This is a genomic window from Pseudomonas sp. PvP025 (genome assembly GCF_017832155.1).
In the GTDB taxonomy this organism is placed as follows: Bacteria; Pseudomonadota; Gammaproteobacteria; order Pseudomonadales; family Pseudomonadaceae; genus Aquipseudomonas.
In genome coordinates, this window is record NZ_JAFIBJ010000001.1 from 4,824,171 (window position 1) to 4,850,761 (window position 26,591).

Below are 26,591 nucleotides of genomic sequence, written 5' to 3' on the forward strand. Positions count from 1 at the left end.
TTACCGTTGGGTACAGCCTACGCCGACACCAATAGCTGTACAATCTCGTTTTTTGGTATAAGTTTTGGCGTGCCTGATTGTGTGGCGTGACCTATGGTTAACGTCGGTGACTTAACCAACGTTACGTCCGAATTCAACATTGTCCCTAATTAGTAAAATAGACCAGTGACGGGCGGTGAACGTTACATGAGGAAGATCCCATGCATATTTTGCTGACCGGCGGTACAGGTTTGATCGGCCGCCAACTGTGTCGCCACTGGCTTGCCCAGGGCCATCGCCTGACTGTCTTGAGCCGTCAGCCGGAAACAGTGGCCAGGTTGTGTGGCGCCCAGGTACTGGGCGTTGGCCGTTTGCAGGACGTGATCGGCGAGGTGGACGCGGTGGTCAACCTTGCCGGCGCGCCGATCGCCGACCGTCCGTGGACGCACAAGCGCAAGGCGTTGCTGTGGAGCAGTCGCATCAGCCTCACCGAAAGCCTGCTGGCGTGGATCGAAGGCCTGGCGCAGAAACCGGCGGTGTTGATTTCCGGTTCGGCGGTGGGCTGGTACGGCGACGGGGGTGAGCGCGAATTGACCGAAGCCAGTGGCCCGGTGCAGGACGATTTCCCCAGCCAGCTGTGCATCGCCTGGGAAGAAACCGCCCAGCGCGCCGAAGCCCTCGGGGTGCGCGTGGTGCTGGTGCGCACTGGCCTGGTGCTGGCGGCCGAGGGCGGCTTTTTGTCGCGCCTGCTGCTGCCGTTCAAACTGGCGCTGGGCGGGCCTATCGGCAATGGGCGGCAGTGGATGCCGTGGGTGCACATCAAGGACCAAATCGCCCTGATTGATTTTCTTCTGCACAAGGAAGGCGCCAGCGGTCCTTATAATGCCTGCGCGCCACACCCGGTGCGCAACCGCGAGTTTGCCAGGACCCTGGGCCAGGTGCTGCATCGCCCGGCCTTCATGCCGATGCCGGCGTTTGCGTTGAAGGTGGGGTTGGGCGAGTTGTCGGGATTGCTGCTGGGCGGGCAGAAGGCCGTGCCTGAACGGCTGCTGGCCGCCGGTTTTACATTTCAGTTCACGCAGTTGCATGCGGCCCTGGACGATTTGTCCAGCCGCCTTTAAGCCATAGGAAGTTGCATGACGGATCACGCGTTGTTACTGGTCAACCTGGGTTCTCCCGCGTCCACTTCGGTGGCCGATGTGCGCAGCTACCTCAACCAGTTTTTGATGGACCCTTATGTGATCGACCTGCCGTGGCCGGTGCGGCGCCTGCTGGTGTCGCTGATCCTGATCAAGCGCCCCGAGCAGTCGGCGCATGCCTACGCCTCCATCTGGTGGGACGAGGGCTCGCCCCTGGTGGTGCTCAGCCGTCGCCTGCAAGAGCAGATGACCCGGCAATGGACCCAGGGCCCGGTCGAACTGGCGATGCGTTACGGTGAGCCGTCTCTGGAAACCACGCTGACGCGCCTGGCCGCGCAGGGCATCCAAAAGGTAACGCTGGCGCCGTTGTACCCGCAGTTTGCCGACAGCACGGTCACCACCGTGATTGAAGAGGCCTGGCGGGTGATACGTGAGAAGCAGCTGAAGGTGCAACTCTCGATCCTGCAGCCGTTCTACGATCAGCCGGAATACCTCGACGCCCTGGCGCAGAGCGCGCGGGCGTATGTGGAGCAGGATTACGATCACCTGTTGCTCAGTTTTCACGGGCTGCCCGAGCGCCATTTGACCAAACTCGACCCCACTGGCCAGCATTGCTTCAAGGACGCCGATTGCTGCAGGAATGCTTCGCCTGCGGTGCTCGCCACCTGTTATCGCGCGCAATGCTTCAGCGTTGCGCGTAATTTTGCCGAGCGGCTGGGGTTGCCGGACGGCAAGTGGTCGGTGGCGTTCCAGTCGCGCCTGGGCCGCGCCAAGTGGATCGAGCCCTACACCGAAGCGCGCCTGGAAGCGCTGGCCCAGCAGGGTGTGAAAAAGCTGCTGGTGATGTGCCCGGCATTTGTGGCCGACTGCATCGAGACGCTGGAAGAGATCGGCGATCGCGGGCGCGAGCAGTTTTGCGCAGCGGGGGGCGAGGAATTGGTGCTGGTGCCGTGTCTCAACGATGACCCGCAATGGGCGGCGGCGCTCAACACGCTCTGCGAGCGCGCGCCGGTGTCACTGTAATCGAAACCGGCACAGCTCCAAATGTGGGAGCGGGCTTGCTCCCGATTGCGGGGTGTCAGTCACGGCATCTGGTGACTGATCCACTGCATCGGGAGCAAGCCCCCTCTTATCAAACACAAAATAACTTATTGATTTTAAAGCCTGAAGTTTCAGGCAGCCACATTCCTGTGGCGAGCGGGCTTGCCCCGCGTTGGGGTGCGAAGCGCCCCCAATCAAGCAAAACGCGGTGTACCTGATACGGCTCAGCGTCTGGTTTTGGGGCTGCTGCGCAGCCCAACGCAGGACAAGCCTGCTCGCCACAGAGGCCCCAGTTTGCTGCGCGACAGCGCTAAGTCGAAGACTTGGCGAGGCCTCGCACATTTTTGCTCTGTGTTTACAGGTTGAGGGTCAGGCTGACCGTGAGGTTGCGCGGCTCGCCCGGATTCACCCAGTAAGTGCTGTAGGACCGTTCGTAATACTTTTCATCGAACAGGTTGTTCAGGTTCAAACCCACGGTCACGTTTTTGCTGGCCTTGTAGTGGGCCAGCAAATCCACGGTGTGATAGGCGGGCAATTCAAAGCGGGTGCCCGCCTCGCCGGAGCGATCGCCCACGTAGGTAAACGCCGCGCCCAGGTCTGATCCGCGCAGCGCGCCATCCTGGAATTCATACACCCCCAGCAGACTGGCGCTGTGCCTGGCCACGCCGAGAATGCGGCTGCCGGCGGGAATGGTAGCGTCGCCCTTGGTCACTTCGGCATCGATGTAAGCGTAGGCGCCGATCACCCGCACAGCGTCAGTCAGTTGCCCGCTCAATTGCAGGTCAACGCCCTGGCTGCGGGCCTTGCCCATGGCGCGGTTGGTGTTGGTGGCCGGGTCCAGGGCGAGCACGTTTTCCTTCTCGATATGGAACGCGGCGACGGTGGCGCTCAGGCGGTCTTCGAACAGCTCAGTCTTGATCCCCACCTCGTAACCCACGCCTTCTTCCGGCTTGAATGTGTTGCCGCCGGCATCCAGCCCGCTGTTGGGCTTGAACGAGGTGGAGGCGTTGGCGAACACTCCGACTTCAGGCGTGAGCTGATACAGCAGGCCGGCGCGCTGGGTGAGGGCGTCGTGGGTCTGCTGGCTGGTGACGTTGCGGGTGAAATCGTCGGTGCTCTGCTCGAAATGCTCAACACGCGCGCCCACCATGCCGCGCAGGCGGTCGGTGAAGATGATCTGGTCCTGCAGGTTCAGCGCGTGGCTTTTGGTCTGTTCGAAAAAATCGGTACCGGAGCGCAGGCCATTGGGCTTGGGCTGGCCGTAGACAGGGTTGTAGAGGTCGATGGCGTAATTGCTGCCGCCGATGGCGGTCACGCGTTCCTTCTTGCGGTAGTCCTCGTATTCGGTGCCGATCAGCACCTCATGCTGCCAACTGCCAATGTCGAACAGGCCGCGCAACTCCAGCTGGGTGATGCTGTCGTGCCAACCCATGGAGCGTTCGCGGTAACGACGGTTGAGGGTGTGGCCGTCGGGATTCAGCGCGCGGTTTTCCGACGCATCGCCCCACAGGCTGCCCTGTTTGTAATGGCTGGCCAGGCGCAGTTTCCAGGCGTCATTGAGGTGGTGTTCGAGGGTGGCCTGGATACGGTTGTTGTGGTTGTCGATGTCACCGTCATTGGGCTCGCCGAGGAAGGTGGAACGCGAAACACCGGGGGCGGCGACGATGCCACGGTCGAAGGTGGAGCTGTGGCGCACGAATTCACTTTCCACCAGCAGGCTGGTGTCCGGGTCCAGCTGCCAGCTGAACGAGGGCGCGACGAACACGCGCTTGCTCTCGACGTGATCGCGAAAGCTGTGGTTGTCCTCCACGGCCAGGTTGACCCGTGACAGCACCTTGCCTTCGGCGTCGAGCGGAGTGTTGACGTCCAGCGCGGTGCGATAGCGGTCCCAGCTGCCAGCGCTGGTTTGCAGGGTGGTGAAGGCTTCGGGCTGGGGCTTTTTGGTGACGATGTTCACTGTGCCGCCGGGATCGCCACGCCCATAGAGGCTGGCGGCGGGGCCCTTGAGCACTTCGATGCGTTCGATATTGGCCGCATCCGGTGTGCTCGGGTAGCCGCGGTTGGCGCTGAAACCGTCCTGGTAGAACTCCGAGGTGGTGAAACCGCGCACGCTGTATTCGTAGAGGGTCAGGCCGCCGAAGTTGTTCTGCTTGGACACGCCGCCGGCAAATTCCAGCGCGCGTTCCACGCTGGTGCTGCCCAGGTCCTTGAGCACTGTGGCGGGGATCACGCTGATCGATTGCGGGATGTCGCGCAGGGCTGTGTCGGTTTTCGTCGCGCTGGCAGAGCGGCTGGCGCGGTAGCCAGTGACCGGGCTGGTGGCGGACTCATAGGTATCACCGGTGACGCTGATGGTGTCCAGTTCCACGGTGTTTTCTTCGGCGTAGGCGGGATCGAGCAGCAAACCCAGGGCGAGGCCGGCCAGGGGGGCAAACTTTCGAGACGACATGAGAGAGCGTTCCAAGGACTATATTGAAACAATATAACATGCCAATAGAGAGGTTTTTGCGGCGAAACATAAAGTTACAGGTGCTCGCGAAAGGAGCACCTGAACGGCTTATTCTTCTTCTTTCACCGGCGCAGGCGGCGGACGCAGGCCGACTTCCGCCATCAGCTTGATCTCCTTGCCATTGCGCATTACCTGGATCGCCACCTTGTCGGTCGGCTTGATGCGCGCCACCTGGTTCATCGACTTGCGCCCGTCGCCTGCGGGTGCGCCGTCGATGCTGAGGATCACGTCGCCCAACTGCAGGCCGGCTTTCTGTGCCGGGCCGTCGCGGAAAATTCCGGCGACCACGATCCCCGGGCGCCCGGTGAGGCCGAACGATTCCGCCAACTCCTTGGTCAACGGCTGCACTTCGATACCCAGCCAGCCGCGAATCACCTGGCCGTGCTCGATGATCGACTTCATCACTTCCATCGCCAGCTTCACCGGGATCGCAAAACCGATGCCCTGGGAGCCGCCGGACTTGGAGAAAATCGCCGTGTTGATCCCGGTCAGGTTGCCATTGGCGTCCACCAGCGCGCCGCCGGAGTTGCCGGGGTTGATGGCGGCGTCGGTCTGGATGAAATCTTCGTAGCTGTTAAGACCCAACTGATTACGCCCGGTGGCGCTGATGATGCCCATGGTCACGGTCTGGCCCACGCCAAACGGGTTACCGATGGCCAGCGCCACGTCGCCCACGCGCAGGCCGTCGGAGCGGCCTAGGGTGATCGCGGGGAGGTTTTTCAAGTCGATTTTCAACACCGCGAGGTCGGTTTCCGGGTCGCTGCCCACTACGCGCGCCAGGGTTTCGCGGCCGTCACGCAGGGCTACCACAATCTGGTCGGCACCGGTGGTCACGTGGTTGTTGGTAAGGATGTAGCCTTCGGGGCTCATGATCACCCCGGAACCGAGGCTCGATTCCATACGGCGTTTCTTGGGCCCGTTGTCGCCGAAGTAGCGACGAAATTGCGGGTCTTCAAACAGCGGATGGGCCGGCTTGTTGATGACCTTGGTGGTGTACAGGTTGACCACCGCCGGAGCGGCGATGACGACCGCGTCTGCATACGTCACCGGGCCTTGCACCACGGTGGTGGCTTGCGGCGCCTGCTGCAGGTTTACGTCAAGGCTTGGCAGGCCCACCCACTGGGGGAAACGCTGAATGATCAGCGTCGCGATCAGCACGCCAGCCAGCAATGGCCATCCAAAAAAACGCAGTGCCTTGAGCATCAAGTAAGTCCTGACAGGTTGCAGGGGGCGGGGGAGCGCCCATAATGTCGCGCATTATACGAGGCTGCGAGCGCCTCGGAACCGGATATTTAGGAGTCTTTTATGGCCGTCCCCCTTACTACCCTCGTCGAGGAAGCGGACCGCTACCTCGCCAGCGCAAAAATTGCCGATTACTGCCCCAATGGCCTGCAGGTGGAAGGGCGCCCGCAGGTGATGCGCATCGTCAGCGGCGTCACCGCCAGCCAGGCCCTGCTGGACGCGGCGGTCGACGCGCGCGCTGACCTGGTGCTGGTGCACCACGGGTATTTCTGGAAGGGCGAAAGCCCGTGCATCACCGGCATGAAGCAGCGCCGCCTGAAAACCCTGCTCCAGCACGACATCAGCCTGCTGGCCTACCACCTGCCGCTGGACCTGCACGCCGATGTCGGCAATAACGTGCAACTGGCGCGGCAGCTGGATATCACGGTCGAAGGCCCGCTGGACCCGAGCAACCCCAAGGTAGTCGGCCTGGTCGGCTCCCTGGCCGAGCCATTGTCGCCCCGCGACTTCGCCCGTCGTGTGCAGGACGTGATGGGCCGCGAGCCGTTGCTGATCGAAGGCAGCCCGATGATCCGCCGTATCGGCTGGTGCACCGGGGGTGGCCAGGGCTACATCGACCAGGCGATTGCCGCAGGTGTCGACCTGTACCTGAGCGGAGAAGCCTCCGAGCAAACCTTCCACAGCGCGCGGGAAAACGACATCAGCTTCATCGCCGCCGGCCATCACGCCACCGAACGCTATGGCGTGCAGGCGCTGGGCGATTACCTGGCGCGGCGCTTCGCCCTGGAACACCTGTTCATCGACTGCCCCAATCCAATCTAAGCCACTAATTTGCGGCACATGTGGGAGCGAGCCCCCTCCCACATTGACTGCATTGCACTGCCAAACTCGGCGGCATATTCATATACCGTTTCGATCTAGCTGGCTCCCTGAATAGAAGAAGTCGCTGTGCTAGCATGCCCCGCTCGAACACGGCCCGCAGGCCGTCCATAAGATCGTTTTTCCGTGAGTAACCATGGTCGACAAACTGACGCATCTGAAACAGCTGGAGGCGGAAAGCATCCACATCATCCGCGAGGTCGCCGCCGAGTTCGACAACCCGGTGATGCTCTACTCGATCGGTAAAGACTCCGCCGTGATGCTGCATCTGGCACGCAAGGCCTTCTTCCCGGGCAAGCTGCCGTTTCCGGTGATGCACGTCGACACCCGCTGGAAATTCCAGGAAATGTACAAGTTCCGCGACCAGATGGTTGAAGAACTGGGCCTGGACCTGATCACCCACATCAATCCGGACGGCGTGGCGCAAGGCATCAACCCCTTCACCCACGGCAGCGCCAAGCACACCGATATCATGAAGACCGAGGGCCTCAAGCAGGCCCTGGACAAGCATGGTTTCGACGCAGCGTTCGGCGGTGCCCGTCGCGATGAAGAGAAATCCCGTGCCAAAGAGCGCGTGTACTCGTTCCGCGACAGCAAGCACCGCTGGGATCCGAAAAACCAGCGCCCAGAGCTGTGGAACGTCTACAACGGCAACGTCAACAAGGGCGAGTCGATCCGTGTGTTTCCGCTGTCCAACTGGACCGAGCTGGACATCTGGCAGTACATCTACCTGGAAGGCATCCCGATCGTGCCGCTGTACTTCGCCGCCGAGCGTGACGTGATAGAGAAGAACGGCACGTTGATCATGATCGACGACGACCGCATCCTCGAGCACTTGTCCGACGAAGACAAAGCCCGCATCGTCAAAAAGAAAGTACGTTTCCGTACCCTTGGCTGCTACCCGTTGACGGGCGCGGTGGAGTCCGAAGCCGAGACGCTGACGGACATCATTCAGGAAATGCTCCTGACGCGAACTTCCGAGCGCCAGGGCCGGGTCATCGACCACGATGGCGCCGGCTCCATGGAAGATAAAAAACGGCAAGGGTATTTCTAAGCTTTGAGTTACAAGCGGCAAGCTGCAAGTTAAAGGCGGTATGCGTAGCTTTGTGGTTTGGTGCTTGCAGCCGGTTGTTGCGAGCCGCGATTGAGTGACTCGTAATGGACTTCGAGAAGTTGCTTGTTTGGCAAAGAAGCAAGGGTTTGGCGGTGGGAATCTATCGAGAGTTTGCGCGATGCAAGGATTTTGGCTTCAAAGACCAGATTACTCGCTCGGCACTCTCAATACCCTCCAATATTGCCGAAGGCATGGAGCGTTGCAGTGCCAAAGAAAAGATCCGTTTTCTTTGGATTGCGAAGGCTTCCTGTGGAGAGTTACGGACACAAATTCTCATTGGTAGTGACGTTGCTTACATCGCCCAGCCGCTGGCTGACAACTGGATTACAGAAACTCGCGAGCTGTCAAAAATGCTCTGCGGCCTGATCAACAAAATTTCTGACTAGCTGTACGCCGACAAGCTTGCCGCTTGAAGCTTACAGCTTGGAGCTTGAACCCAATGAGCCATCAATCTGATTTGATCAGCGAGGACATCCTCGCTTACCTGGGCCAGCACGAGCGCAAAGAGATGTTGCGCTTCCTGACCTGCGGCAACGTCGACGACGGCAAGAGCACCCTGATCGGGCGCCTGCTGCACGACTCCAAGATGATCTACGAAGATCACCTGGAAGCCATCACCCGCGATTCGAAGAAGTCTGGCACCACCGGCGATGACATCGACCTGGCCTTGCTGGTCGACGGCTTGCAGGCCGAGCGCGAGCAGGGCATCACCATCGATGTTGCCTACCGCTACTTCTCCACCGCCAAGCGCAAATTCATCATTGCCGACACCCCGGGGCATGAGCAGTACACCCGCAACATGGCCACCGGTGCCTCCACCTGTGACCTGGCGATTATCCTGATCGATGCCCGCTATGGCGTGCAGACCCAGACCCGTCGCCACAGCTTTATCGCCTCGTTACTGGGCATCAAACACATCGTGGTGGCCGTCAACAAGATGGACATCAATGGCTTCGACCAAAGCGTATTCGAGCAGATCAAGGCCGATTACCTGAAGTTTGCCGACGGTATCGCCTTCAAGCCCAGCACCCTGGCTTTCGTGCCAATGTCGGCGCTCAAGGGCGACAACGTGGTGAACAAGAGCGAGCGTTCGCCTTGGTACACCGGGCAGTCGCTGATGGAGATTCTCGAAACCGTCGAGATCGCCAACGATCGCAACTACACCGACCTGCGTTTCCCGGTGCAGTACGTCAACCGTCCGAACCTGAACTTCCGTGGTTTCGCCGGCACCCTGGCCAGCGGCATCGTGCACAAGGGGGACGAGATCGTGGTACTGCCGTCCGGCAAAAGCAGCCGCGTCAAATCCATCGTCACCTTTGAGGGTGAACTGGAGCAGGCAGGCCCCGGCCAGGCCGTGACGCTGACCATGGAAGACGAAATCGATATCTCCCGTGGCGACCTGCTGGTACACGCCGGCAACGTGCCGCAAGTGACCGACGCCTTCGACGCCATGCTGGTGTGGATGGCCGAAGAGCCGATGCTGCCGGGCAAGAAATACGACATCAAGCGCGCCACCAGCTACGTGCCGGGTTCCATCACCAGCATCGTGCACCGTGTGGACGTGAACACCCTGGCCGAAGGCCCGGCCAGTTCCCTGCAGTTGAACGAGATTGGCCGGGTCAAGGTCAGCCTCGACGCCGCCATCGCCCTGGACGGTTACGACAGCAACCGCACCACCGGCGCGTTTATCGTTATCGACCGCTTGACCAACGGCACCGTGGCGGCGGGCATGATCATCGCGCCACCAGTCGGTCATGGCGGCGCGGCGCAACACGGCAGCCTCGCCCACGTGGGCACCGAAGAACGCGCCCAGCGCTTCGGCCAGCAGCCGGCCACCGTGTTGTTCAGCGGCCTCTCCGGCGCCGGCAAGAGCACGCTGGCCTATGCGGTCGAGCGCAAGCTGTTCGACATGGGGCGCGCGGTGTTCGTGCTGGATGGCCAGAACCTGCGTCACGACCTGAACAAGGGCTTGCCGCAGGACCGCGCCGGTCGCACCGAGAACTGGCGTCGCGCCGCCCATGTGGCGCGCCAGTTCAACGAAGCTGGTCTGCTGACCCTGGCCGCGTTTGTCGCCCCGGATGCCGAAGGCCGTGAACAGGCCAAGGCGCTGATCGGCAGTGACCGCTTGCTGACCGTGTATGTACAGGCGTCGCCGCTGGTGTGTGCCGAGCGTGATCCGCAAGGCTTGTACGCGGCGGGCGGGGACAACATCCCCGGTGAGTCCTTCCCGTACGACGTGCCGTTGAACGCCGATCTGGTGATCGACACCCAGGCCGTGTCGCTGGAAGACAGCGTCAAGCAGGTGCTGGAGTTGTTGCGTCAACGCGGCGCGATCTAAAAATGTGGGAGGGGGCTTGCTCCCGATGGCGGTGTGTCAGGCAGTACATCTGTCACTGATCCACTGCTATCGGGAGCAAGCCCCCTCCCACATTTTGGTCATCTTTTAGCTGGGAAATCGGTGTGCAGCCTGTCCAGCAGCGCATCCTTGTCTTCCCACAGCTGGTTGATCCACCCTTGGAACGCCAGTCGATACTCGCCATCCTGCTCATAATTCTTGCCGATAAACCCGGCCGGGATCTGCACCTCTTCAAAGTGCACAACAACATCCTTCACATTCCCGCACAGCAAATCCCAATACCCCGGACGCCCGCCAGGATAATGAATAGTCACATTGACCAGTGACTTGAGCTGTTCACCCATCGCATCCAGCACGAACGCGATCCCGCCAGCCTTGGGCTTGAGCAGATAGCGAAACGGCGATTTCTGCTGGGCATGCTTGCCCGGTGTAAACCGGGTGCCTTCGGCAAAATTGAAAATCCCCACCGGATTGTGACGAAACTTCGCGCAGGTCCTGCGGGTGGTTTCCAGGTCCTTGCCTTTCTTCTCCGGGTGCTTTTCCAGGTAAGCCTTGGTGTAGCGCTTCATGAACGGAAAGCCCAGCGCCCACCAGGCCAGACCAATTACCGGCACCCAGATCAGCTCCTGCTTGAGAAAGAACTTCAGCGGGCGAATCCGCCGATTCAACACGTATTGCAGCACCATGATATCGACCCAGCTCTGGTGGTTGCTGGTCACCAGGTACGAGTGCTGGTAGTCCAGGCCCTCAAGGCCGCTCAGGTGCCAGCGCGTGCGGCGCACCAGGTTCATCCAGCCCTTGTTGTTGGTCACCCAGGCTTCATGCGTGTGGTTCATCAGCCATTCGCTGAAACGCTTGGCGAAGGGCAGCGCTTTGAACAGCGCGACGATAAACAGGAACGAACACAACAGGATCGTATTCAACGCCAGCAGCAGGGAAGCAATCACCCCGCGCACGGCAGCAGGCAGAAAATCCAGCATTCAGATATCCATAGGTCGGTTAGCGGCTTGGATCGCAGTCAGTGCGATGGTGTACACGATATCGTCTACCTGCGCGCCGCGCGGCAGATCGTTGACCGGTTTGCGCAGGCCCTGAAGCATCGGCCCCAGGCTCACGCAATCAGCGCTGCGTTGCACGGCCTTGTGGGTGGTGTTGCCGGTATTCAGGTCAGGGAACACGAACACCGTGGCCTTGCCGGCCACCTGGCTGTTGGGCGCCAGTTGCCGGGCCACCGCTTCGTTGGCGGCGGCGTCATATTGCAGCGGGCCGTCGATCAGCAGCGCGCTTTGCTGTTCTTGGGCGAGCAGGGTGGCTTCGCGGACTTTCTCCACTTCTTCGCCGCTGGCCGAGTCGCCGCTGGAGTAGCTGATCATCGCCACTCGCGGGGTAATGCCGAACGCGGCCGCCGAGTCGGCGCTTTGCAAGGCGATTTCCGCCAGCTCCGCCGCACTCGGGTGCGGGTTCATCACGCAGTCGCCGTACACCAGCACCTGCTCGGGGAACAGCATGAAGAACACCGACGACACCAGCGTGCAGCCCGGTGCGGTTTTGATCAACTGCAGGGCGGGGCGGATGGTGTTGGCGGTGGAGTGAATCACGCCGGAGACCAGGCCGTCGACTTCATCCAGCGCGAGCATCATGGTGGCGATCACCACGGTGTCTTCCAGTTGCTGCTCGGCCATCGGTGCGTTGAGGCTCTTGCTCTTGCGCAGCTTCACCATCGGTTCGACATAGCGTTGGCGAATCAGGTCCGGGTCGAGAATCTCGAGGCCGGCGGGCAGTTCGATGCCCTGGGCACGAGCCACCGCTTCCACATCCGCAGGTTTGGCCAGCAACACGCAGCGGGCGATGCCCCGCGCCTGGCAGATGGCGGCGGCCTGCACGGTCAGTGGCTCGCTGCCTTCGGGCAATACGATGCGCTTGTTGGCGGCCTGGGCGCGCTGGATCAACTGGTAGCGGAACACCGCCGGCGACAGGCGCATCTCCCGTGGCGTGCCGCACCGTTGGTGCAGCCAGCGCGCATCGAGGTGGCTGGCGACGAAATCGGTGATGATCTCGGCGCGCTCGCGGTCGTCGATGGGGATTTCCTTGTTCAAGCTGTTGAGCTGGTTGGCCGTGTCGTAGGAGCCGGTGCTCACCGACAGCACTGGCAGCCCGGCCTGCAAGGCGCCCCGGCACAAATCCATGATGCGTGGGTCGGGCAGGGTGTCGCTGGTCAGCAGCAAGCCGGCCAGCGGCACGCCGTTGATGGCGGCCAGGCTCACCGCGAGGATGATGTCGTCGCGATCACCGGGGGTCACCACCAGCACGCCGGGCTTGAGCAGCTCCACGGTGTTACGCATGGTACGGGCGCAGATGATGATCTTGGTCATGCGCCGGGTTTCGTAATCGCCGGCGTTGAGCACCTGCGCGCCCATCAGGTCGGCCACGTCGCGGGTACGCGGGGCGTTGAGTTCGGGTTGGTAGGGAATGCAGCCCAGAAGGCGGAAATCACCGCTGCGCAATAAAGGCGAGTGCTCTTTAAGGCGCGCCGAGAAGGCTTCCATGCTTTCATCGGTGCGCACCTTGTTGAGGATCACGCCGAGCACTTTCGGGTCTTTCGGCCCGCCAAACAGCTGGGCCTGCAATTCGACGCGGCCGGAGAGTTCGGTGAGCACTTCGTTTTCCGGGGCCGACACCAGGATCACTTCGGCATCCAGGCTCTTGGCCAGGTGCAGGTTGACCCGCGCCGCGTAACTGGCGCTACGGGTCGGCACCATGCCTTCGACAATCAGCACGTCCTTGCCCACGGCAGCCTGCTGGTAAAGGGTGATGATTTCTTCGAGCAGCTCATCCAGCTGACCGTCGCCGAGCATGCGTTCCACATGGGCCAGGCCCAGCGGTTGCGGTGGTTTCAGGCCATGGGTGCGGGCGACCAGCTCGGTGGAGCGTTCAGGGCCGGTGTCGCCCGGGTGCGGCTGGGCGATCGGCTTGAAGAAGCCGACTTTGAGCCCGGCCCGCTCGAGGGTGCGCACCAGCCCGAGGCTGATGGAGGTCAGACCCACACCAAAATCGGTGGGCGCGATAAAAAAAGTCTGCATGCGAATTCTCTGGAGGTGCATGGCTTGGGTGGCGCTCTATGCGTGAGCGTCTACCGTAAATCAGGTGCCAAGGTTATCGTTATTCGGTCCCGTCCGTCCGGGTTCTGTTCGCTTTCGGGCAAATCCTTGTTTAGACTTGTCCGTTCTTCATTCTTCTGCAAAAGGTCTCGCCCCATGCCGATCGCCGCCAACAAGGCTGTCTCCATTGACTATACCCTGACCAACGACGCTGGTGAGGTCATCGACAGCTCCGCCGGCGGCGCGCCGCTGGTCTACCTGCAAGGCGCAGGTAACATCATCCCAGGCCTGGAAAAGGCTCTGGAGGGCAAAGAGGTGGGTGATGAGCTGACCGTTGCCGTAGAACCTGAAGATGCCTACGGCGAATACTCCGCCGAACTGGTCAGCACCCTGAGCCGCAGCATGTTCGAAGGTGTCGACGAGCTGGAAGTGGGTATGCAGTTCCACGCTTCAGCGCCGGATGGCCAGATGCAGATCGTCACCATCCGCGACCTGGACGGCGATGACGTCACCGTCGACGGTAACCACCCGCTGGCTGGCCAGCGTCTGAATTTCCAGGTGAAGATCGTGGCCATCCGCGACGCTTCCCAGGAAGAAGTGGCTCACGGCCACGTTCACGGCGAAGGCGGTCACCAGCACTGATTGATGCGTTAATCAGCTGGCAGCAAAAACGCCCCGACTGGTTCGGGGCGTTTTTTTTGTCCTGAGAATGTACGCGATCCAAATGTGGGAGGGGGCTTGCTCCCGATTGCGGAGGGTCAGTCAGCGCATCTGGTGACTGATCCTCCGGCATCGGGAGCAAGCCCCCTCCCACAGGTGGAGCTGTGGTGATTTTCAGGCACACACAAAAATGCCCCGGACCTTTCGATACGGGGCATTTTCTAACTGTTACGCAACTGACGTCGCGTGTGCAGTTGTTACCACTCAGGCTGCAGCAGGAACGCTCAGAGCCTTGATGTGGCCATTCAGGCGGCTCTTGTGGCGAGCGGCCTTGTTCTTGTGGATGATGCCTTTATCAGCCATACGGTCGATAACCGGCACAGCCAGAACGTAGGCTGCTTGAGCTTTTTCAGCGTCTTTGGTGTCGATGGCTTTAACTACATTCTTGATGTAGGTACGAACCATGGAACGCAGGCTGGCGTTGTGGCTGCGACGCTTCTCAGCCTGTTTTGCACGTTTTTTGGCGGAAGGTGTGTTGGCCACCGTCGAGCTCCTCGAAAGACTTTTTAGGAAATAGCAAACAAAATAGGCCGCGAATCATGCCGATGACTTGACGGGTTGTCAAGGGCGGCTGATGCGAACTGCTGAGTGGTCGATCTGAAGAGGCGGGTGATTTATTTCCGGCGCTTGACCTGTAAACTCGCGAGCTTTGGCGCTGTGCTGTTGCAGGCGCGCAGTATCGCATAAGTAGGCGCTTAGTTCGCCTGCTCTTTATCTATAGGCGCAAACTCTTTCAATGAATCTGCTCAAATCGTTGGCTGCCGTCAGCTCTATCACGATGATCTCCCGGGTTTTGGGGTTTGTGCGCGACACCCTGCTGGCGCGCATTTTCGGCGCCAGCATGGCCACGGATGCGTTCTTCATCGCCTTTAAACTGCCCAACCTGCTGCGACGGATCTTTGCCGAGGGTGCGTTTTCCCAGGCGTTTGTGCCGATCCTGGCCGAATACAAAACCCAGCAGGGCGAGGAGGCCACCCGCACCTTTATTGCCTACGTCTCAGGCCTGCTGACCCTCGTGCTGATGCTGGTAACGATCCTGGGCATGCTCGCCGCGCCCTGGGTGATCTGGGCCACGGCCCCCGGTTTTGCCAATACCCCGGAAAAATTCGCGCTGACCACCGATCTGCTGCGCGTGACCTTTCCTTATATATTGTTGATCTCGCTGTCGTCCCTGGCCGGCGCTATCCTCAACACCTGGAACCGCTTTTCGGTGCCGGCGTTCGTGCCGACCCTGCTCAACGTCAGCATGATTATTTTCGCGCTGTTCCTCACGCCCTACTTCGACCCGCCGGTCATGGCGCTCGGCTGGGCCGTCCTCGCCGGTGGCCTGGCGCAGCTGCTTTACCAACTGCCGCACCTGAAAAAAATCGGCATGCTCGTGCTGCCGCGCTTGAATCTCAAGGACACCGGCGTCTGGCGCGTCATGCGCAATATGCTGCCGGCGATCCTTGGCGTGTCGGTGAGCCAGATCTCTCTGATCATCAACACCGCGTTCGCCTCGCTGCTGGTCTCGGGCTCCGTGTCATGGATGTACTACGCCGATCGCCTGATGGAACTGCCCTCCGGCGTGCTCGGCGTGGCGCTGGGCACGATTCTGTTGCCGACCCTGGCGCGCACTTACGCCAGCAAGGATCGCCAGGAGTACTCGCGCATTCTCGATTGGGGCCTGCGCCTGTGTTTCGTGCTGGTGCTGCCGTGCTCCCTGGCCCTGGGAATCCTGGCCGAACCATTGACCGTCTCACTGTTCCAGTACGGCCAGTTCGACGCGCATGACGCCTTGATGACCCAGCGCGCACTGATCGCCTATTCGGTGGGCCTGCTCGGCATCATCGTGATCAAGGTGCTGGCACCGGGCTTCTATGCCCAGCAGAACATCCGCACACCGGTGAAAATCGCCATCTTCACGCTGGTCGTCACGCAACTGCTCAACCTGGTGTTTATCGGCCCGCTGGCCCATGCCGGCCTGGCCCTGGCCATCAGCGCAGGTGCCTGCATCAACGCAGGCCTGTTGTTCTACCAGTTGCGCAAGCAGCAGATGTATCAGCCGCAACCGGGCTGGGGGCTGTTTGCGCTCAAGCTGCTGGTGGCGGTGGTGGTGATGTCGGCGGTGCTGCTCGGGCTGATGCACTTCATGCCGGCGTGGGACCAGGGCTTCATGCTGGAGCGCTTCATGCGCCTTGGCGTATTGGTGGTGGCCGGGGTGGTGGTGTACTTCGGGATGTTGCTGCTGCAGGGTTTCCGCTTGCGCGATTTCAATCGCAAGTCCCTGCAATAGAGAGTTTGCCGCGATAAAACAGCTGTTTTATCGATTCGACCCATTTGGCCTGCGCTGTTGCCTGTCGTCCGGGGCCGGGTGTGGTTATAATCGACCACTTTATGAGCAAGAAGCGCGTTATGCAGCTGGTTCGAGGTCTCCACAACCTGCGCCCCGAGCATCGGGGCTGCGTCGCCACTATTGGCAACTTTGACGGTGTTCACCGTGGTCACCAGGCTATCCTGGCCCGGCTGCGTGAGCGTGCTGTCGAGCTGGGCGTGCCCAGCTGCGTGGTGATTTTTGAACCACAGCCGCGGGAGTTCTTCAGCCCCGATACAGCGCCTGCGCGTCTGGCGCGTTTGCGCGACAAGCTGCAGTTGCTGGCCGAAGAAGGCGTCGACCGCGTGCTCTGCCTGGCCTTCAACCAGCGCTTGCAAAGCCTCAGCGCTGCTGAATTCGTCGACCGTATCCTCGTCGACGGCCTGGGCGTGCAGCACCTGGAGGTCGGCGACGACTTCCGTTTTGGCTGCGACCGCGTGGGCGATTTCGATTTCCTGCAACACGCCGGCGTCAACCAGGGATTCACCGTTGAAGCCGCGCAAACCGTCGAACTGGACGGCCTGCGCGTGAGCAGTACCCAGGTGCGTAACGCCCTGGCCGCTGCCGACTTCGCCCTCGCCGAGCGTTTGCTCGGTCGCCCGTTCCGCATTGCCGGGCGGGTCCTGCACGGTCAGAAGCTGGCGCGCCAACTGGGCACGCCAACGGCCAACGTGCAACTCAAGCGCCGCCGTGTGCCGCTGACCGGGGTCTATCTGGTTGGCGTGGACATTGACGGCCAATCGTGGCCAGGAGTCGCCAACATAGGCGTCAGGCCCACGGTTGCAGGTGATGGCAAGGCCCACCTGGAAGTTCATCTGCTGGATTTTGCCGGCGATTTATACGACCGGCGCATTACGGTGGTTTTCCACCAGAAGCTGCGTGAAGAGCAGCGCTTCGCCTCGCTTGAGGCATTGAAAACGGCGATCAATGCGGATGTCGCCGCCGCCCGTGCACTAGCCGCACCTAGCGCCCATCGCTAACCGAAGAGCCTTAAATGACCGACTATAAAGCCACGCTAAACCTTCCGGACACCGCCTTCCCAATGAAGGCCGGCCTGCCACAGCGCGAACCGCAGATCCTGCAGCGCTGGGACAGTATTGGCCTGTACGGTAAGTTGCGCGAAATTGGCAAGGATCGTCCGAAATTCGTCCTGCACGACGGCCCTCCTTATGCCAACGGCACGATTCACATCGGTCATGCGCTGAACAAGATTCTCAAGGACATGATCCTGCGTTCCAAGACCCTGTCGGGCTTCGATGCGCCGTATGTCCCGGGTTGGGACTGCCACGGCCTGCCGATCGAACACAAGGTCGAAGTGACCCACGGCAAGAACCTGGGCGCCGATAAAACCCGCGAGCTGTGCCGTGCCTACGCCACCGAGCAGATCGAAGGGCAGAAGTCCGAATTCATCCGCCTGGGGGTACTGGCCGAGTGGGACAACCCCTACAAGACCATGAACTTCAAGAACGAGGCCGGTGAAATCCGCGCCTTGGCCGAAATCGTCAAGGGCGGTTTCGTGTTCAAGGGCCTCAAGCCCGTGAACTGGTGCTTCGACTGCGGTTCGGCGCTGGCCGAAGCGGAAGTCGAGTACGAAGAGAAGAAGTCTTCGACCATCGACGTGGCCTTTCCGATCGCCGACGAAGCCAAACTGGCCCAGGCGTTTGGCCTGGCGAGCCTGAGCAAGCCGGCGGCCATCGTGATCTGGACCACCACCCCGTGGACCATCCCGGCCAACCAGGCGTTGAACGTTCACCCGGAGTTCACCTATGCCCTGGTGGATGTGGGTGATCGCCTGCTGGTGCTGGCCGAGGAAATGGTCGAGGCGTGCCTGGCGCGCTACGAACTGCAAGGGTCGGTGATCGCCACCGCCACCGGCTCCGCGCTGGAGCTGATCAATTTCCGCCATCCGTTCTATGACCGCCTGTCGCCGGTGTATCTGGCCGAGTATGTCGAGCTCGGTTCGGGTACTGGCGTGGTGCACTCCGCGCCGGCTTACGGCGTGGACGACTTCGTGACCTGCAAGGCTTATGGCATGGTCAACGACGAGATCCTCAACCCGGTACAGAGCAACGGCGTCTATGCGCCGTCCCTGGAGTTCTTCGGCGGCCAGTTCATCTTCAAGGCCAACGAACCGATCATCGAAAAACTGACGGAAGTCGGTGCGCTGCTGCACACCGAAACCATCAAGCACAGCTACATGCACTGCTGGCGCCACAAGACCCCGCTGATCTACCGCGCCACCGCGCAGTGGTTTATCGGCATGGATAAAGAGCCTGTCAGCGGCGACACCCTGCGCAAGCGCGCAATCAGCGCCATCGAAGACACCCAGTTCGTCCCCGCCTGGGGCCAGGCGCGTCTGCACTCGATGATCGCCAACCGTCCGGACTGGTGCATCTCCCGCCAGCGCAACTGGGGCGTGCCGATCCCGTTCTTCCTCAACAAGGAAAGCGGCGAACTGCACCCGCGCACCGTCGAACTGATGGAAGTCGTGGCCCAGCGCGTCGAACAGGAAGGCATCGAAGCCTGGTTCAAGATGGGCGCTGCCGAGCTGTTGGGCGACGAAGCGCCGCTGTACGACAAGATCAGCGACACCCTCGACGTGTGGTTCGATTCCGGCACCACCCACTGGCACGTGCTGCGCGGTTCGCACCCGATGGGCCACGACACCGGCCCGCGTGCCGACCTGTACCTGGAAGGTTCGGACCAGCACCGTGGCTGGTTCCACTCGTCATTGCTGACCGGTTGCGCCATCGACAACCACGCGCCGTACCGCGAGCTGCTGACCCACGGCTTCACCGTCGACGAGACGGGCCGCAAGATGTCCAAGTCGCTCAAAAACGTGATCGAGCCGAAAAAGATCAACGACACCCTGGGCGCCGACATCATGCGTCTGTGGGTAGCGTCGACCGACTACTCGGGCGAGATCGCTGTTTCCGAGCAGATCCTGGCGCGCAGCGCCGATGCCTACCGGCGCATCCGCAATACCGCACGGTTCATGCTGTCCAACCTGACCGGCTTCAACCCGGCCACCGACCTGCTGCCGGCCGAGGACATGCTGGCCCTGGACCGTTGGGCTGTGGACCGTACCCTGTTGCTGCAGCGCGAGTTGCAGGAACACTACGGCGAATACCGTTTCTGGAACGTCTACTCGAAGATCCACAACTTCTGCGTGCAGGAGCTGGGTGGTTTCTACCTCGACATCATCAAGGACCGCCAGTACACCACCGCCGCCAACAGCACGGCGCGCCGCTCGGCGCAGACGGCGCTGTACCACATCAGCGAAGCGCTGGTGCGCTGGATCGCGCCGATCCTGGCGTTCACCGCCGACGAACTGTGGGAATACCTGCCGGGCGAGCGTAACGAGTCCGTGATGCTCAACACCTGGTACGAAGGCCTGACCGAACTGCCGGCCGACTTCGAACTGGGCCGCGAGTACTGGGAAGGCGTGATGGCCGTCAAGGTCGCGGTGAACAAGGAGCTGGAAGTCCAGCGTGCGGCCAAGGCCGTCGGTGGCAACCTGCAAGCCGAAGTCACCCTGTTTGCCGAGGAAGGCCTGACCGCCGACCTGAGCAAGCTGAGCAACGAACTGCGCTTCGTGCTGATCACTTCCACCGCGAGCCTGGCACCGTTCGCCCAGGCCCCGGCAGACGCGGTCCCCACCGAAGTGCCGGGCCTCAAGCTCAAAGTGGTCAAGTCGGCCTTCCCCAAGTGCGCCCGTTGCTGGCACTGCCGCGAAGATGTCGGCGTGAATCCTGAGCATCCGGAAATCTGCGGTCGTTGCGTCGACAACATCACAGGCAGTGGCGAGGTACGCCACTATGCCTGAGGCAAGCAGCCGTTTCGGACGCCTGGGCTGGCTCGTATTGAGCTTGCTGGTGCTGGTCATCGACCAGGTCAGCAAAGCTCATTTCGAAGGCTCCCTGGAAATGTTCCAGCAAATCGTGGTAATCCCGGATTACTTCAGCTGGACCCTGGCCTACAACACCGGCGCCGCCTTCAGCTTCCTGGCTGACAGCGGCGGTTGGCAACGCTGGCTGTTCGCCCTGATCGCCGTGGTGGTCAGTGCGGTGCTGGTAGTGTGGCTCAAGCGTCTGGGCCGTGATGACACCTGGCTGGCCGTCGCCCTGGCGCTGGTGCTGGGTGGCGCGCTGGGCAATCTGTACGACCGCATTGCCCTCGGCCATGTGATCGACTTTATCCTGGTGCATTGGCAGAACCGCCACTATTTCCCGGCGTTCAACTTTGCCGACAGCGCCATCACCGTCGGTGCCATCATGCTCGCGCTGGATATGTTCAAGAGCAAGAAGACCGGGGAGCCCGTCAATGACTGATCATGCAGTGACTGAACAACGCATCGGCCAGAACACCCAAGTTACCTTGCACTTCGCACTGCGCCTGGAAAATGGCGACACGGTCGACAGCACCTTCGACAAGGCCCCGGCGACCTTCAAGGTCGGCGACGGCAACCTGCTGCCGGGTTTTGAAGCGGCCCTGTTCGGGTTCAAGGCCGGCGACAAGCGCACCCTGCAGATCCTGCCGGAAAACGCCTTTGGCCAGCCCAACCCGCAAAACCTGCAGATCATCCCGCGTTCGCAGTTCCAGGACATGGACCTGTCGGAAGGTTTGCTGGTGATCTTCAATGATGCGGCCAATACCGAATTGCCCGGCGTGGTCAAAACCTTCGATGACGCGCAAGTGACCATCGACTTCAACCACCCGTTGGCCGGTAAAACCTTGACGTTCGACGTTGAAATCATCGACGTTAAAGCGCTGTAACTAAATGTGGGAGGGGGCTTGCTCCCGATAGTGGTGGGTCAGGTATGAAAAAATTGACTGACGCACCGCCATCGGGAGCAAGCCCCCTCCCACCTTTGATCTCCACAGGCAGTTCGGCCAGCGTCAACACCTGACTCAAACTGGCTGCAAGACACGAGGCACAGCATGCAAATCAAACTCGCCAACCCCCGTGGCTTCTGTGCCGGCGTGGACCGGGCGATCGAAATCGTCAACCGCGCCCTGGAAGTCTTCGGGCCACCGATTTACGTGCGTCATGAGGTCGTCCACAACAAATTCGTGGTCGAAGACCTGCGCGCACGCGGTGCCATTTTTGTCGAAGAGCTTGACCAGGTGCCGGACGACGTAATCGTCATCTTCAGCGCCCACGGGGTTTCCCAGGCCGTGCGCACCGAAGCGGCGGGGCGGGGCCTTAAAGTATTCGACGCCACCTGCCCGCTGGTCACCAAGGTGCACATCGAGGTGGCGCGCTACAGCCGCGACGGCCGTGAATGCATCCTGATCGGCCATGCCGGTCACCCGGAAGTCGAAGGCACCATGGGCCAGTATGACGCCACTAACGGCGGCTCCATTTATCTGGTGGAAGACGAAAAAGACGTCGCCAGCTTGCAGGTGCAGAATCCCGAGCGTTTGGCTTTCGTGACCCAGACAACGTTGTCCATGGACGACACCAGCCGTGTGATCGATGCCTTGCGCACCCGCTTCCCGGCCATTGGCGGCCCGCGCAAGGACGACATCTGCTACGCCACGCAGAACCGCCAGGATGCGGTCAAGCAACTGGCCGACGAATGCGATGTGGTATTGGTGGTCGGCAGCCCCAACAGCTCCAACTCCAACCGCTTGCGCGAGCTGGCTGAGCGCATGGCGACACCAGCGTATCTGATCGACGGCGCCGAAGACCTGCAGCGCAGCTGGTTCGACGGTGTCGAGCGCATCGGCATCACCGCTGGCGCCTCGGCTCCGGAAGTGCTGGTGCGCGGCGTGATCCAGCAACTGCACGCCTGGGGTGCCACCGGTGCCGACGAGTTGGCCGGTCGTGAAGAAAACATCACTTTCTCCATGCCCAAGGAGCTGCGGGTTCGCTCGCTGCTCTGATTGCCAGGGTGCCGGAGCCACTCCGGCACAACGCCTGCTCGGCCCTGTCGCTGCGCAGGCTGATGCGTCCGCTGGGCGCCAGCACCACCTGATACAGGCTCAGCGCCTGATCCGCGTCGCATACATGCACAGTGCCAGCACGAAATCCCCCGCCGGCGAAGACCGGCTCGCCCATCCCACTGAAACGCACCTGGCTTCTGACCGGGCTGTTACCTACCATCGGTACGCGTGCGCCGTCCTGGCGTACCCGCAGCACCGGATTATCGTCGTCCTTATAGCCGCGTCCGCTCATGTCCACTACCACGCGCCATCCACGGCTCCAGTCGTCGTCCACGGCGTGAATGATCACTGGCCGATTCCGTGCGATGGCCTCGGTGCGCGCGTAGCGCATGCCGCTGGCCAGGGATTGCGCGGCGTCCTGGCGGTGCCGGGACTCCAGCAAGCCCTTGAAGCTCGGCACGGCCAAATGCGCCAGGATGCCGCTCATGATTAACCCGAGCAGCAGTTCGATCAGGGTAAAGCCTCGCTGTTTCATAAGTCGTCCCTCCGTGGACGCGATGGGTATTGAGGTTGCCTGTTCAGGTATAGCGCGCCAGTCCGTGCGCTGAATGATGGCCTTCATGTCCAAAGTATTTCCCTTTGTTCCGGCAGCGGCGGGGTTCGAAAAGCGCCGCTAGTCTTGGGTCGCACCGCAGGCTCTTCCTGCTTGTTTTCGGCCCTCGACATGGATAACGACGGTAAATGCCTGGCTGCCCAACTCCCTTTTGCCCCAAGTGCCAAGCGGGCATGACCTTGATCGAAGTGCTGGTGGCGATGCTCATACTCGCCGTCGGCCTGCTGGGCGCGGCGGTGGTCCAGCTCAACGCGCTCAAGTACACCGACAGTGCACGCATGATCAGTCAGGCCAGCTTTATCGCCTACGACATGCTGGACCGCATGCGCGCCAATGCCGGGGCTGATTACGCATGGGCGCGCACCGAGCACGCGCCACCGGCCAGCTCGAGCGCCAGTGTGCGTGACCTCGACTTGCATGATTTCGACGCCAACATCACCGAGTTTGCCGGTGAAAGTGCCAAAGGCGCGGTCGCCATTCGCGGTAGCGATGTGACCGTCAGTATCAGTTGGGATGACACGCGGGGCTCGAACATCCAGGGGGCTCGGCAAACCTTCACCCTGACCAGCCGCATCAGCGGCGACGCGGACGTGACCCGATGAATCGCGCTGTTCGAGGTTTCAGCCTGGTGGAGATGCTGCTGGCGTTGGCAGTCGGCCTGCTGCTGACCCTGGGTGTCAGCCATGTGGCGATCAGTGCTCGAGCGTCCCAGGCCAGCCAGCAGGCGGCAATGCTGCTGCAGGATGATGCACGCTTCGTGCTCGGCAAAATGATTCAGGATATTCGGCAGGTGGGCATGTTTGGCTGCCAGGCCACGGCGTTTGTCGACAATGCGCCGGTGGCGTTTGAGCGGCCGATCAGTTGGCGTGCGACGGGAGGCTCGAAGTCGCTGACGTTGGTGACGGCCGATGTGGGAGAGGGCAACGGCCTGCCGGATTGGACGGTGCTGTCCGACTGTTCCGGCCATGCGCAAGCCTTTGCCGGTGCACCGCCTTCGTTAACCCCAGGGCAGATACGTTTCGCGATACGGCAATTGACCTACACCTTCGAGTCGGGCCAGTTGAAGGTCAGCACCCCGGCAGCTCCGGCGAAAACGGTGCTGGTGGATAACGTGCAGGCGTTCGACTTGAGCTTTGGCGTGGCCGCTCGATCCGAGTCGCGCCATGTTGTGCGTTATGAACAGAGCCCGGCGGACGAGTCGTTGATCCGTAGCGTGCGTATCCGCCTGACACTGCAGGACCCCACTGGGCGCGTGAAAAACCAGACCTACAGCGTCGTTGCGGCGCTGCGTAATCGGGTGGGATAGGGGCGTATGTGCGCAATTGATCATCGGCAGAAGGGCATGGCGTTAATGATCAGCCTGGTATTCCTGCTGCTGTTGTCACTGGCCGGCCTGTCGTCGATGCAGGACGCTGTGTCGCAGCAGAAAAGCGCGGGCAGTGCGTGGCATCGCAATCAATCGCTGCAAAGTGCCGAAAGCGGCCTGAGATTGGGTGAGTCGAGCCTGCGTCGAGCCGCTGCCGCGTGGCCGTTGTGCGCATCGGTCATGACCTGTGGGCCACCGGGGGAGTCGGCTTCAGTGACGGGGCCTGGGACCCATCCTGTTTCGGCAGTGAAGTGGCTTGCCATGACGAACGGTTTCTATGGGGTTCAGTCGCTGGGGCCGACAACGGGGTTGCCGCATCTGCTGCCCCAGGCCGCGGCGCCGCTGTTTCGGGTCACGGCCGTGGGGATCAGTGGGCAGGTGCGTACCGTGCTGGAGGCCATGTACGCGCAGATGGGAGAGGGGGAGGACGCGCAGTATCGGCGGGTCCTGTGGCGGCAATTGCACTAGGGAGCGTGTAAATGGGCAGGGATAGCAGGGGGTTTACCCTGATCGAGTTACTGATCGCCGTGGCGATCATCGCGTTGCTGGCCGGTATTGCCTATCCCGGCTACACCGGCCATGTAAAAAAGGCATACCGTGCAGAAATCGTCGCCTTGTTGACGCAGCAGGCGCAGCATCTCGAGCGCTTTTACAGCCGAAACGGCACCTTTATTGATGCGAGCGGCGTCAGTGATGGCAATGATCGCTATAGAATCACGGCTGCATTGGATCTCTACGCATTCAGCCTGCTCGCGACGCCTGTCGCCGATTCGGTGATGGCGGCTGATCCCTGCGGGGCATTCGGTCTCGCCAGCACGGGGGAGCGCACCAACCCGGGGGCGACTCCCGACATGTCGCGCAAGACATGCTGGGGGCAGTGATGAGCGTGCAGGAAGAATGGGCGCCGGGCGCGCCTTTCCCCTTTTATTGGCTGGATCAAATAATGGCTAAGCAACAGCAAGTGGTGATTGTCGGCGGCGGTGTAATTGGATTGCTGACGGCGTTCAACCTTGCCACTCAAGGGCTGGCAGTGGTTCTGTTGGACCGCGCCGGCCTTGGCCAGGAGTCTTCGTGGGCGGGTGGCGGGATCGTTTCGCCGCTGTACCCTTGGCGCTACAGCCCGGCAGTCACTGCACTGGCCCATTGGTCCCAGGATTTTTATCCACAGCTGGCAGCGCAATTATTTGCTGCAACCGGCGTCGATCCAGAGGTGTACACCACCGGTTTGTACTGGCTGGACCTGGATGACGAAGACGCAGCGCTGGCGTGGGCAGCCCGCGAAGGGCGACCGTTGAGCAAGGTCGATGTTTCGGCGGCGCACGATGCCGTTCCCGTATTGGGCGGCGGTTACTCCCAGGCCATCTACATGGCAAACGTGGCCAATGTGCGCAATCCGCGCCTGGTCAAATCCCTCAAGGCCGCGTTGTTGGCATTGCCGAGTGTGACCATTCAAGAGCAGTGCGAGGTCGACGGGTTCGTTCTGGACGGTGACACCGTGGTGGGTGTGAACACGCCAGCGGGTCCGATCCTGGGTGATCAGGTGGTGCTCGCGGCCGGCGCCTGGAGCGGGGAGCTACTGGCCAAACTGGGCTTGTCGCTGCCCGTGGAGCCGGTCAAGGGTCAGATGATTCTGTACCGATGTGCGCCTGACTTTTTATCGAGCATGGTGCTGGCCAAGGGGCGTTATGCGATTCCGCGACGCGACGGTCACATTCTGATCGGCAGCACCCTGGAGCACGCAGGGTTCGACAAGACGCCAACCCGGTTCGCGCTGGACAGTCTCAAGGCGTCGGCCGTGGAGTTGATACCCGGGTTGGCGGATGCCGAAGTGGTTGGCCATTGGGCTGGTTTGCGCCCGGGCTCGCCGGAGGGCATTCCGTATATCGGCGAGGTACCTGGCTTCAAGGGGCTGTGGCTCAACTGCGGGCATTACCGCAATGGCCTGGTGCTTGCCCCGGCATCCTGTCAGTTGTTTGCGGACTTGCTGCTTGAGCAGGTGCCGATCATCGACCCTGCGCCCTATGCGCCGGCAGGTCGGCTCAACGCTGGATAGATTTCGGCCCCTGCTCCAGGTGCGCCTGGGTGCAATACCAGTCCTGGTGCGAACTGATGGCGCGATCCTGCGGCAAATGCACGCCACAGTGGGCGCAGCGCACCATCAGCGCCGCGCCGGACTCGCCGGGGCGTTGCTGCCGAGCTGCCGGGCTTTTGAACGTGCGCCATAACCATACCGCGGCAGCAATGACGGCAATCCAGAACAGTAGACGAACCATGATGGGCAGTTTCTCGACAG

25 protein-coding genes and 1 pseudogene are annotated in these 26,591 nt (G+C 61.5%); 18 read left to right on the forward strand and 8 right to left on the reverse strand.

All coding sequences use genetic code 11. The annotated features are described in order from the left end of the window. The first annotated feature begins 200 nt into the window (after positions 1 to 200). The gene (locus JOE32_RS20925; protein WP_209988379.1) at positions 201 to 1,100 is read left to right on the forward strand and encodes a TIGR01777 family oxidoreductase; all 900 of its coding nucleotides are present in this window, start codon (positions 201 to 203) and stop codon (positions 1,098 to 1,100) included. 15 nt (positions 1,101 to 1,115) lie between these two features. Continuing rightward, positions 1,116 to 2,141 carry a ferrochelatase gene (gene hemH, locus JOE32_RS20930; RefSeq protein ID WP_209988381.1) on the forward strand — a complete coding sequence of 342 codons (1,026 nt, stop codon included), beginning with the start codon at positions 1,116 to 1,118 and terminating at the stop codon, positions 2,139 to 2,141. A gap of 373 nt (positions 2,142 to 2,514) precedes the next feature. Here hemH and JOE32_RS20935 read toward each other — a convergent pair whose 3' ends face one another. Both JOE32_RS20935 and algW read right to left on the reverse strand, forming a co-directional pair. Then, positions 2,515 to 4,608, reverse strand: a complete 2,094-nt coding sequence (locus JOE32_RS20935) for a TonB-dependent siderophore receptor (protein ID WP_209988385.1) — start codon at positions 4,606 to 4,608, stop codon at positions 2,515 to 2,517. Between the two features lie 108 nt (positions 4,609 to 4,716). Beyond that, positions 4,717 to 5,871 (reverse strand): Do family serine endopeptidase AlgW, encoded by a 1,155-nt coding sequence (gene algW, locus JOE32_RS20940; protein WP_209988388.1) that lies wholly within the window; start codon positions 5,869 to 5,871, stop codon positions 4,717 to 4,719. 102 nt (positions 5,872 to 5,973) lie between these two features. On the opposite strand from algW, the gene JOE32_RS20945 reads away from it, so the two are divergent. From JOE32_RS20945 to cysN, 4 genes are all read left to right on the forward strand, one after another. Beyond that, positions 5,974 to 6,732, forward strand: a complete 759-nt coding sequence (locus tag JOE32_RS20945) for a Nif3-like dinuclear metal center hexameric protein (RefSeq protein WP_209988391.1) — start codon at positions 5,974 to 5,976, stop codon at positions 6,730 to 6,732. Between the two features lie 193 nt (positions 6,733 to 6,925). Further along, a complete protein-coding gene (cysD, locus tag JOE32_RS20950) occupies positions 6,926 to 7,843 on the forward strand; it encodes a sulfate adenylyltransferase subunit CysD (protein ID WP_122456775.1) in 918 nt (305 codons plus the stop codon). Positions 7,844 to 7,947: 104 nt separating this feature from the next. Beyond that, positions 7,948 to 8,289 (forward strand): four helix bundle protein, encoded by a 342-nt coding sequence (locus tag JOE32_RS20955; protein WP_209988394.1) that lies wholly within the window; start codon positions 7,948 to 7,950, stop codon positions 8,287 to 8,289. A 53-nt stretch (positions 8,290 to 8,342) separates the two neighbouring features. Further along, positions 8,343 to 10,241, forward strand: a complete 1,899-nt coding sequence (cysN, locus tag JOE32_RS20960) for a sulfate adenylyltransferase subunit CysN (RefSeq protein ID WP_209988397.1) — start codon at positions 8,343 to 8,345, stop codon at positions 10,239 to 10,241. A gap of 98 nt (positions 10,242 to 10,339) precedes the next feature. On the opposite strand, the gene JOE32_RS20965 is transcribed toward cysN, so the two are convergent. The 3 genes and pseudogenes from JOE32_RS20965 to JOE32_RS25070 all read right to left on the reverse strand — a co-directional run. Then, on the reverse strand, positions 10,340 to 11,239 hold the full coding sequence (locus JOE32_RS20965; protein WP_209988401.1) for an acyltransferase: 900 nt from the start codon (positions 11,237 to 11,239) through the stop codon (positions 10,340 to 10,342). Then, positions 11,240 to 13,339, reverse strand: a complete 2,100-nt coding sequence (pta, locus tag JOE32_RS20970; protein ID WP_209988404.1) for a phosphate acetyltransferase — start codon at positions 13,337 to 13,339, stop codon at positions 11,240 to 11,242. A gap of 77 nt (positions 13,340 to 13,416) precedes the next feature. Next, positions 13,417 to 13,545, reverse strand: a pseudogene (locus tag JOE32_RS25070) (DUF3565 domain-containing protein); the annotation flags it as partial. Between JOE32_RS25070 and JOE32_RS20975 the strand changes: the two are divergent. Then, on the forward strand, positions 13,514 to 13,999 hold the full coding sequence (locus JOE32_RS20975) for a peptidylprolyl isomerase (protein WP_004372402.1): 486 nt from the start codon (positions 13,514 to 13,516) through the stop codon (positions 13,997 to 13,999). The pseudogene JOE32_RS25070 and the gene JOE32_RS20975 sit on opposite strands and share 32 nt — an antisense overlap. A gap of 282 nt (positions 14,000 to 14,281) precedes the next feature. Here JOE32_RS20975 and rpsT read toward each other — a convergent pair whose 3' ends face one another. After that, positions 14,282 to 14,560: a 30S ribosomal protein S20 gene (gene rpsT, locus JOE32_RS20980; RefSeq protein ID WP_003188401.1), complete on the reverse strand. Its 279-nt coding sequence runs from the start codon at positions 14,558 to 14,560 to the stop codon at positions 14,282 to 14,284. 253 nt (positions 14,561 to 14,813) lie between these two features. Here rpsT and murJ point away from each other — a divergent pair, with 253 nt between their 5' ends. The 6 genes from murJ (at position 14,814) to ispH (ending at position 22,319) form a co-directional block, all read left to right on the forward strand. Continuing rightward, positions 14,814 to 16,352 (forward strand): murein biosynthesis integral membrane protein MurJ, encoded by a 1,539-nt coding sequence (gene murJ / locus JOE32_RS20985; RefSeq protein WP_209988407.1) that lies wholly within the window; start codon positions 14,814 to 14,816, stop codon positions 16,350 to 16,352. A gap of 119 nt (positions 16,353 to 16,471) precedes the next feature. Beyond that, positions 16,472 to 17,410, forward strand: a complete 939-nt coding sequence (gene ribF, locus JOE32_RS20990; protein WP_209988410.1) for a bifunctional riboflavin kinase/FAD synthetase — start codon at positions 16,472 to 16,474, stop codon at positions 17,408 to 17,410. 14 nt (positions 17,411 to 17,424) lie between these two features. Next, entirely contained in the window at positions 17,425 to 20,256 is a 2,832-nt protein-coding gene (gene ileS / locus JOE32_RS20995) for an isoleucine--tRNA ligase (RefSeq protein ID WP_209988413.1), read from the forward strand. Beyond that, entirely contained in the window at positions 20,249 to 20,761 is a 513-nt protein-coding gene (lspA, locus tag JOE32_RS21000; protein ID WP_209988417.1) for a signal peptidase II, read from the forward strand. The genes ileS and lspA overlap by 8 nt, the downstream gene beginning before the upstream one ends. Continuing rightward, positions 20,754 to 21,206: an FKBP-type peptidyl-prolyl cis-trans isomerase gene (gene fkpB, locus JOE32_RS21005; protein WP_209988420.1), complete on the forward strand. Its 453-nt coding sequence runs from the start codon at positions 20,754 to 20,756 to the stop codon at positions 21,204 to 21,206. Before lspA ends, fkpB begins: the two co-directional genes overlap by 8 nt. A 165-nt stretch (positions 21,207 to 21,371) precedes the next feature. Continuing rightward, positions 21,372 to 22,319, forward strand: coding sequence for a 4-hydroxy-3-methylbut-2-enyl diphosphate reductase (gene ispH / locus JOE32_RS21010; protein ID WP_209988424.1), 948 nt, complete (start codon positions 21,372 to 21,374; stop codon positions 22,317 to 22,319). Here ispH and JOE32_RS21015 read toward each other — a convergent pair. After that, positions 22,273 to 22,854, reverse strand: a complete 582-nt coding sequence (locus tag JOE32_RS21015; protein WP_209988428.1) for a GspH/FimT family protein — start codon at positions 22,852 to 22,854, stop codon at positions 22,273 to 22,275. The genes ispH and JOE32_RS21015 overlap by 47 nt on opposite strands. A 206-nt stretch (positions 22,855 to 23,060) precedes the next feature. On the opposite strand from JOE32_RS21015, the gene pilV reads away from it, so the two are divergent. The 5 genes from pilV (at position 23,061) to thiO (ending at position 26,351) form a co-directional block, all read left to right on the forward strand. Continuing rightward, positions 23,061 to 23,534 (forward strand): type IV pilus modification protein PilV, encoded by a 474-nt coding sequence (pilV, locus tag JOE32_RS21020; RefSeq protein WP_209988432.1) that lies wholly within the window; start codon positions 23,061 to 23,063, stop codon positions 23,532 to 23,534. Beyond that, positions 23,531 to 24,238 (forward strand): prepilin-type N-terminal cleavage/methylation domain-containing protein, encoded by a 708-nt coding sequence (locus JOE32_RS21025; protein ID WP_209988435.1) that lies wholly within the window; start codon positions 23,531 to 23,533, stop codon positions 24,236 to 24,238. The genes pilV and JOE32_RS21025 overlap by 4 nt, the downstream gene beginning before the upstream one ends. A 6-nt stretch (positions 24,239 to 24,244) precedes the next feature. Then, complete coding sequence (locus JOE32_RS21030; protein ID WP_245229091.1) at positions 24,245 to 24,766, forward strand: PilX N-terminal domain-containing pilus assembly protein; 522 nt, start codon at positions 24,245 to 24,247, stop codon at positions 24,764 to 24,766. Between the two features lie 11 nt (positions 24,767 to 24,777). Then, the gene (locus tag JOE32_RS21035; protein WP_209988438.1) at positions 24,778 to 25,179 is read left to right on the forward strand and encodes a type IV pilin protein; all 402 of its coding nucleotides are present in this window, start codon (positions 24,778 to 24,780) and stop codon (positions 25,177 to 25,179) included. A gap of 62 nt (positions 25,180 to 25,241) precedes the next feature. Beyond that, entirely contained in the window at positions 25,242 to 26,351 is a 1,110-nt protein-coding gene (gene thiO, locus JOE32_RS21040) for a glycine oxidase ThiO (protein ID WP_209988441.1), read from the forward strand. Here thiO and JOE32_RS21045 read toward each other — a convergent pair. Continuing rightward, the gene (locus JOE32_RS21045; RefSeq protein ID WP_209988444.1) at positions 26,338 to 26,571 is read right to left on the reverse strand and encodes a PP0621 family protein; all 234 of its coding nucleotides are present in this window, start codon (positions 26,569 to 26,571) and stop codon (positions 26,338 to 26,340) included. The two genes, thiO and JOE32_RS21045, sit on opposite strands and share 14 nt — an antisense overlap. Positions 26,572 to 26,591: the final 20 nt, after the last annotated feature.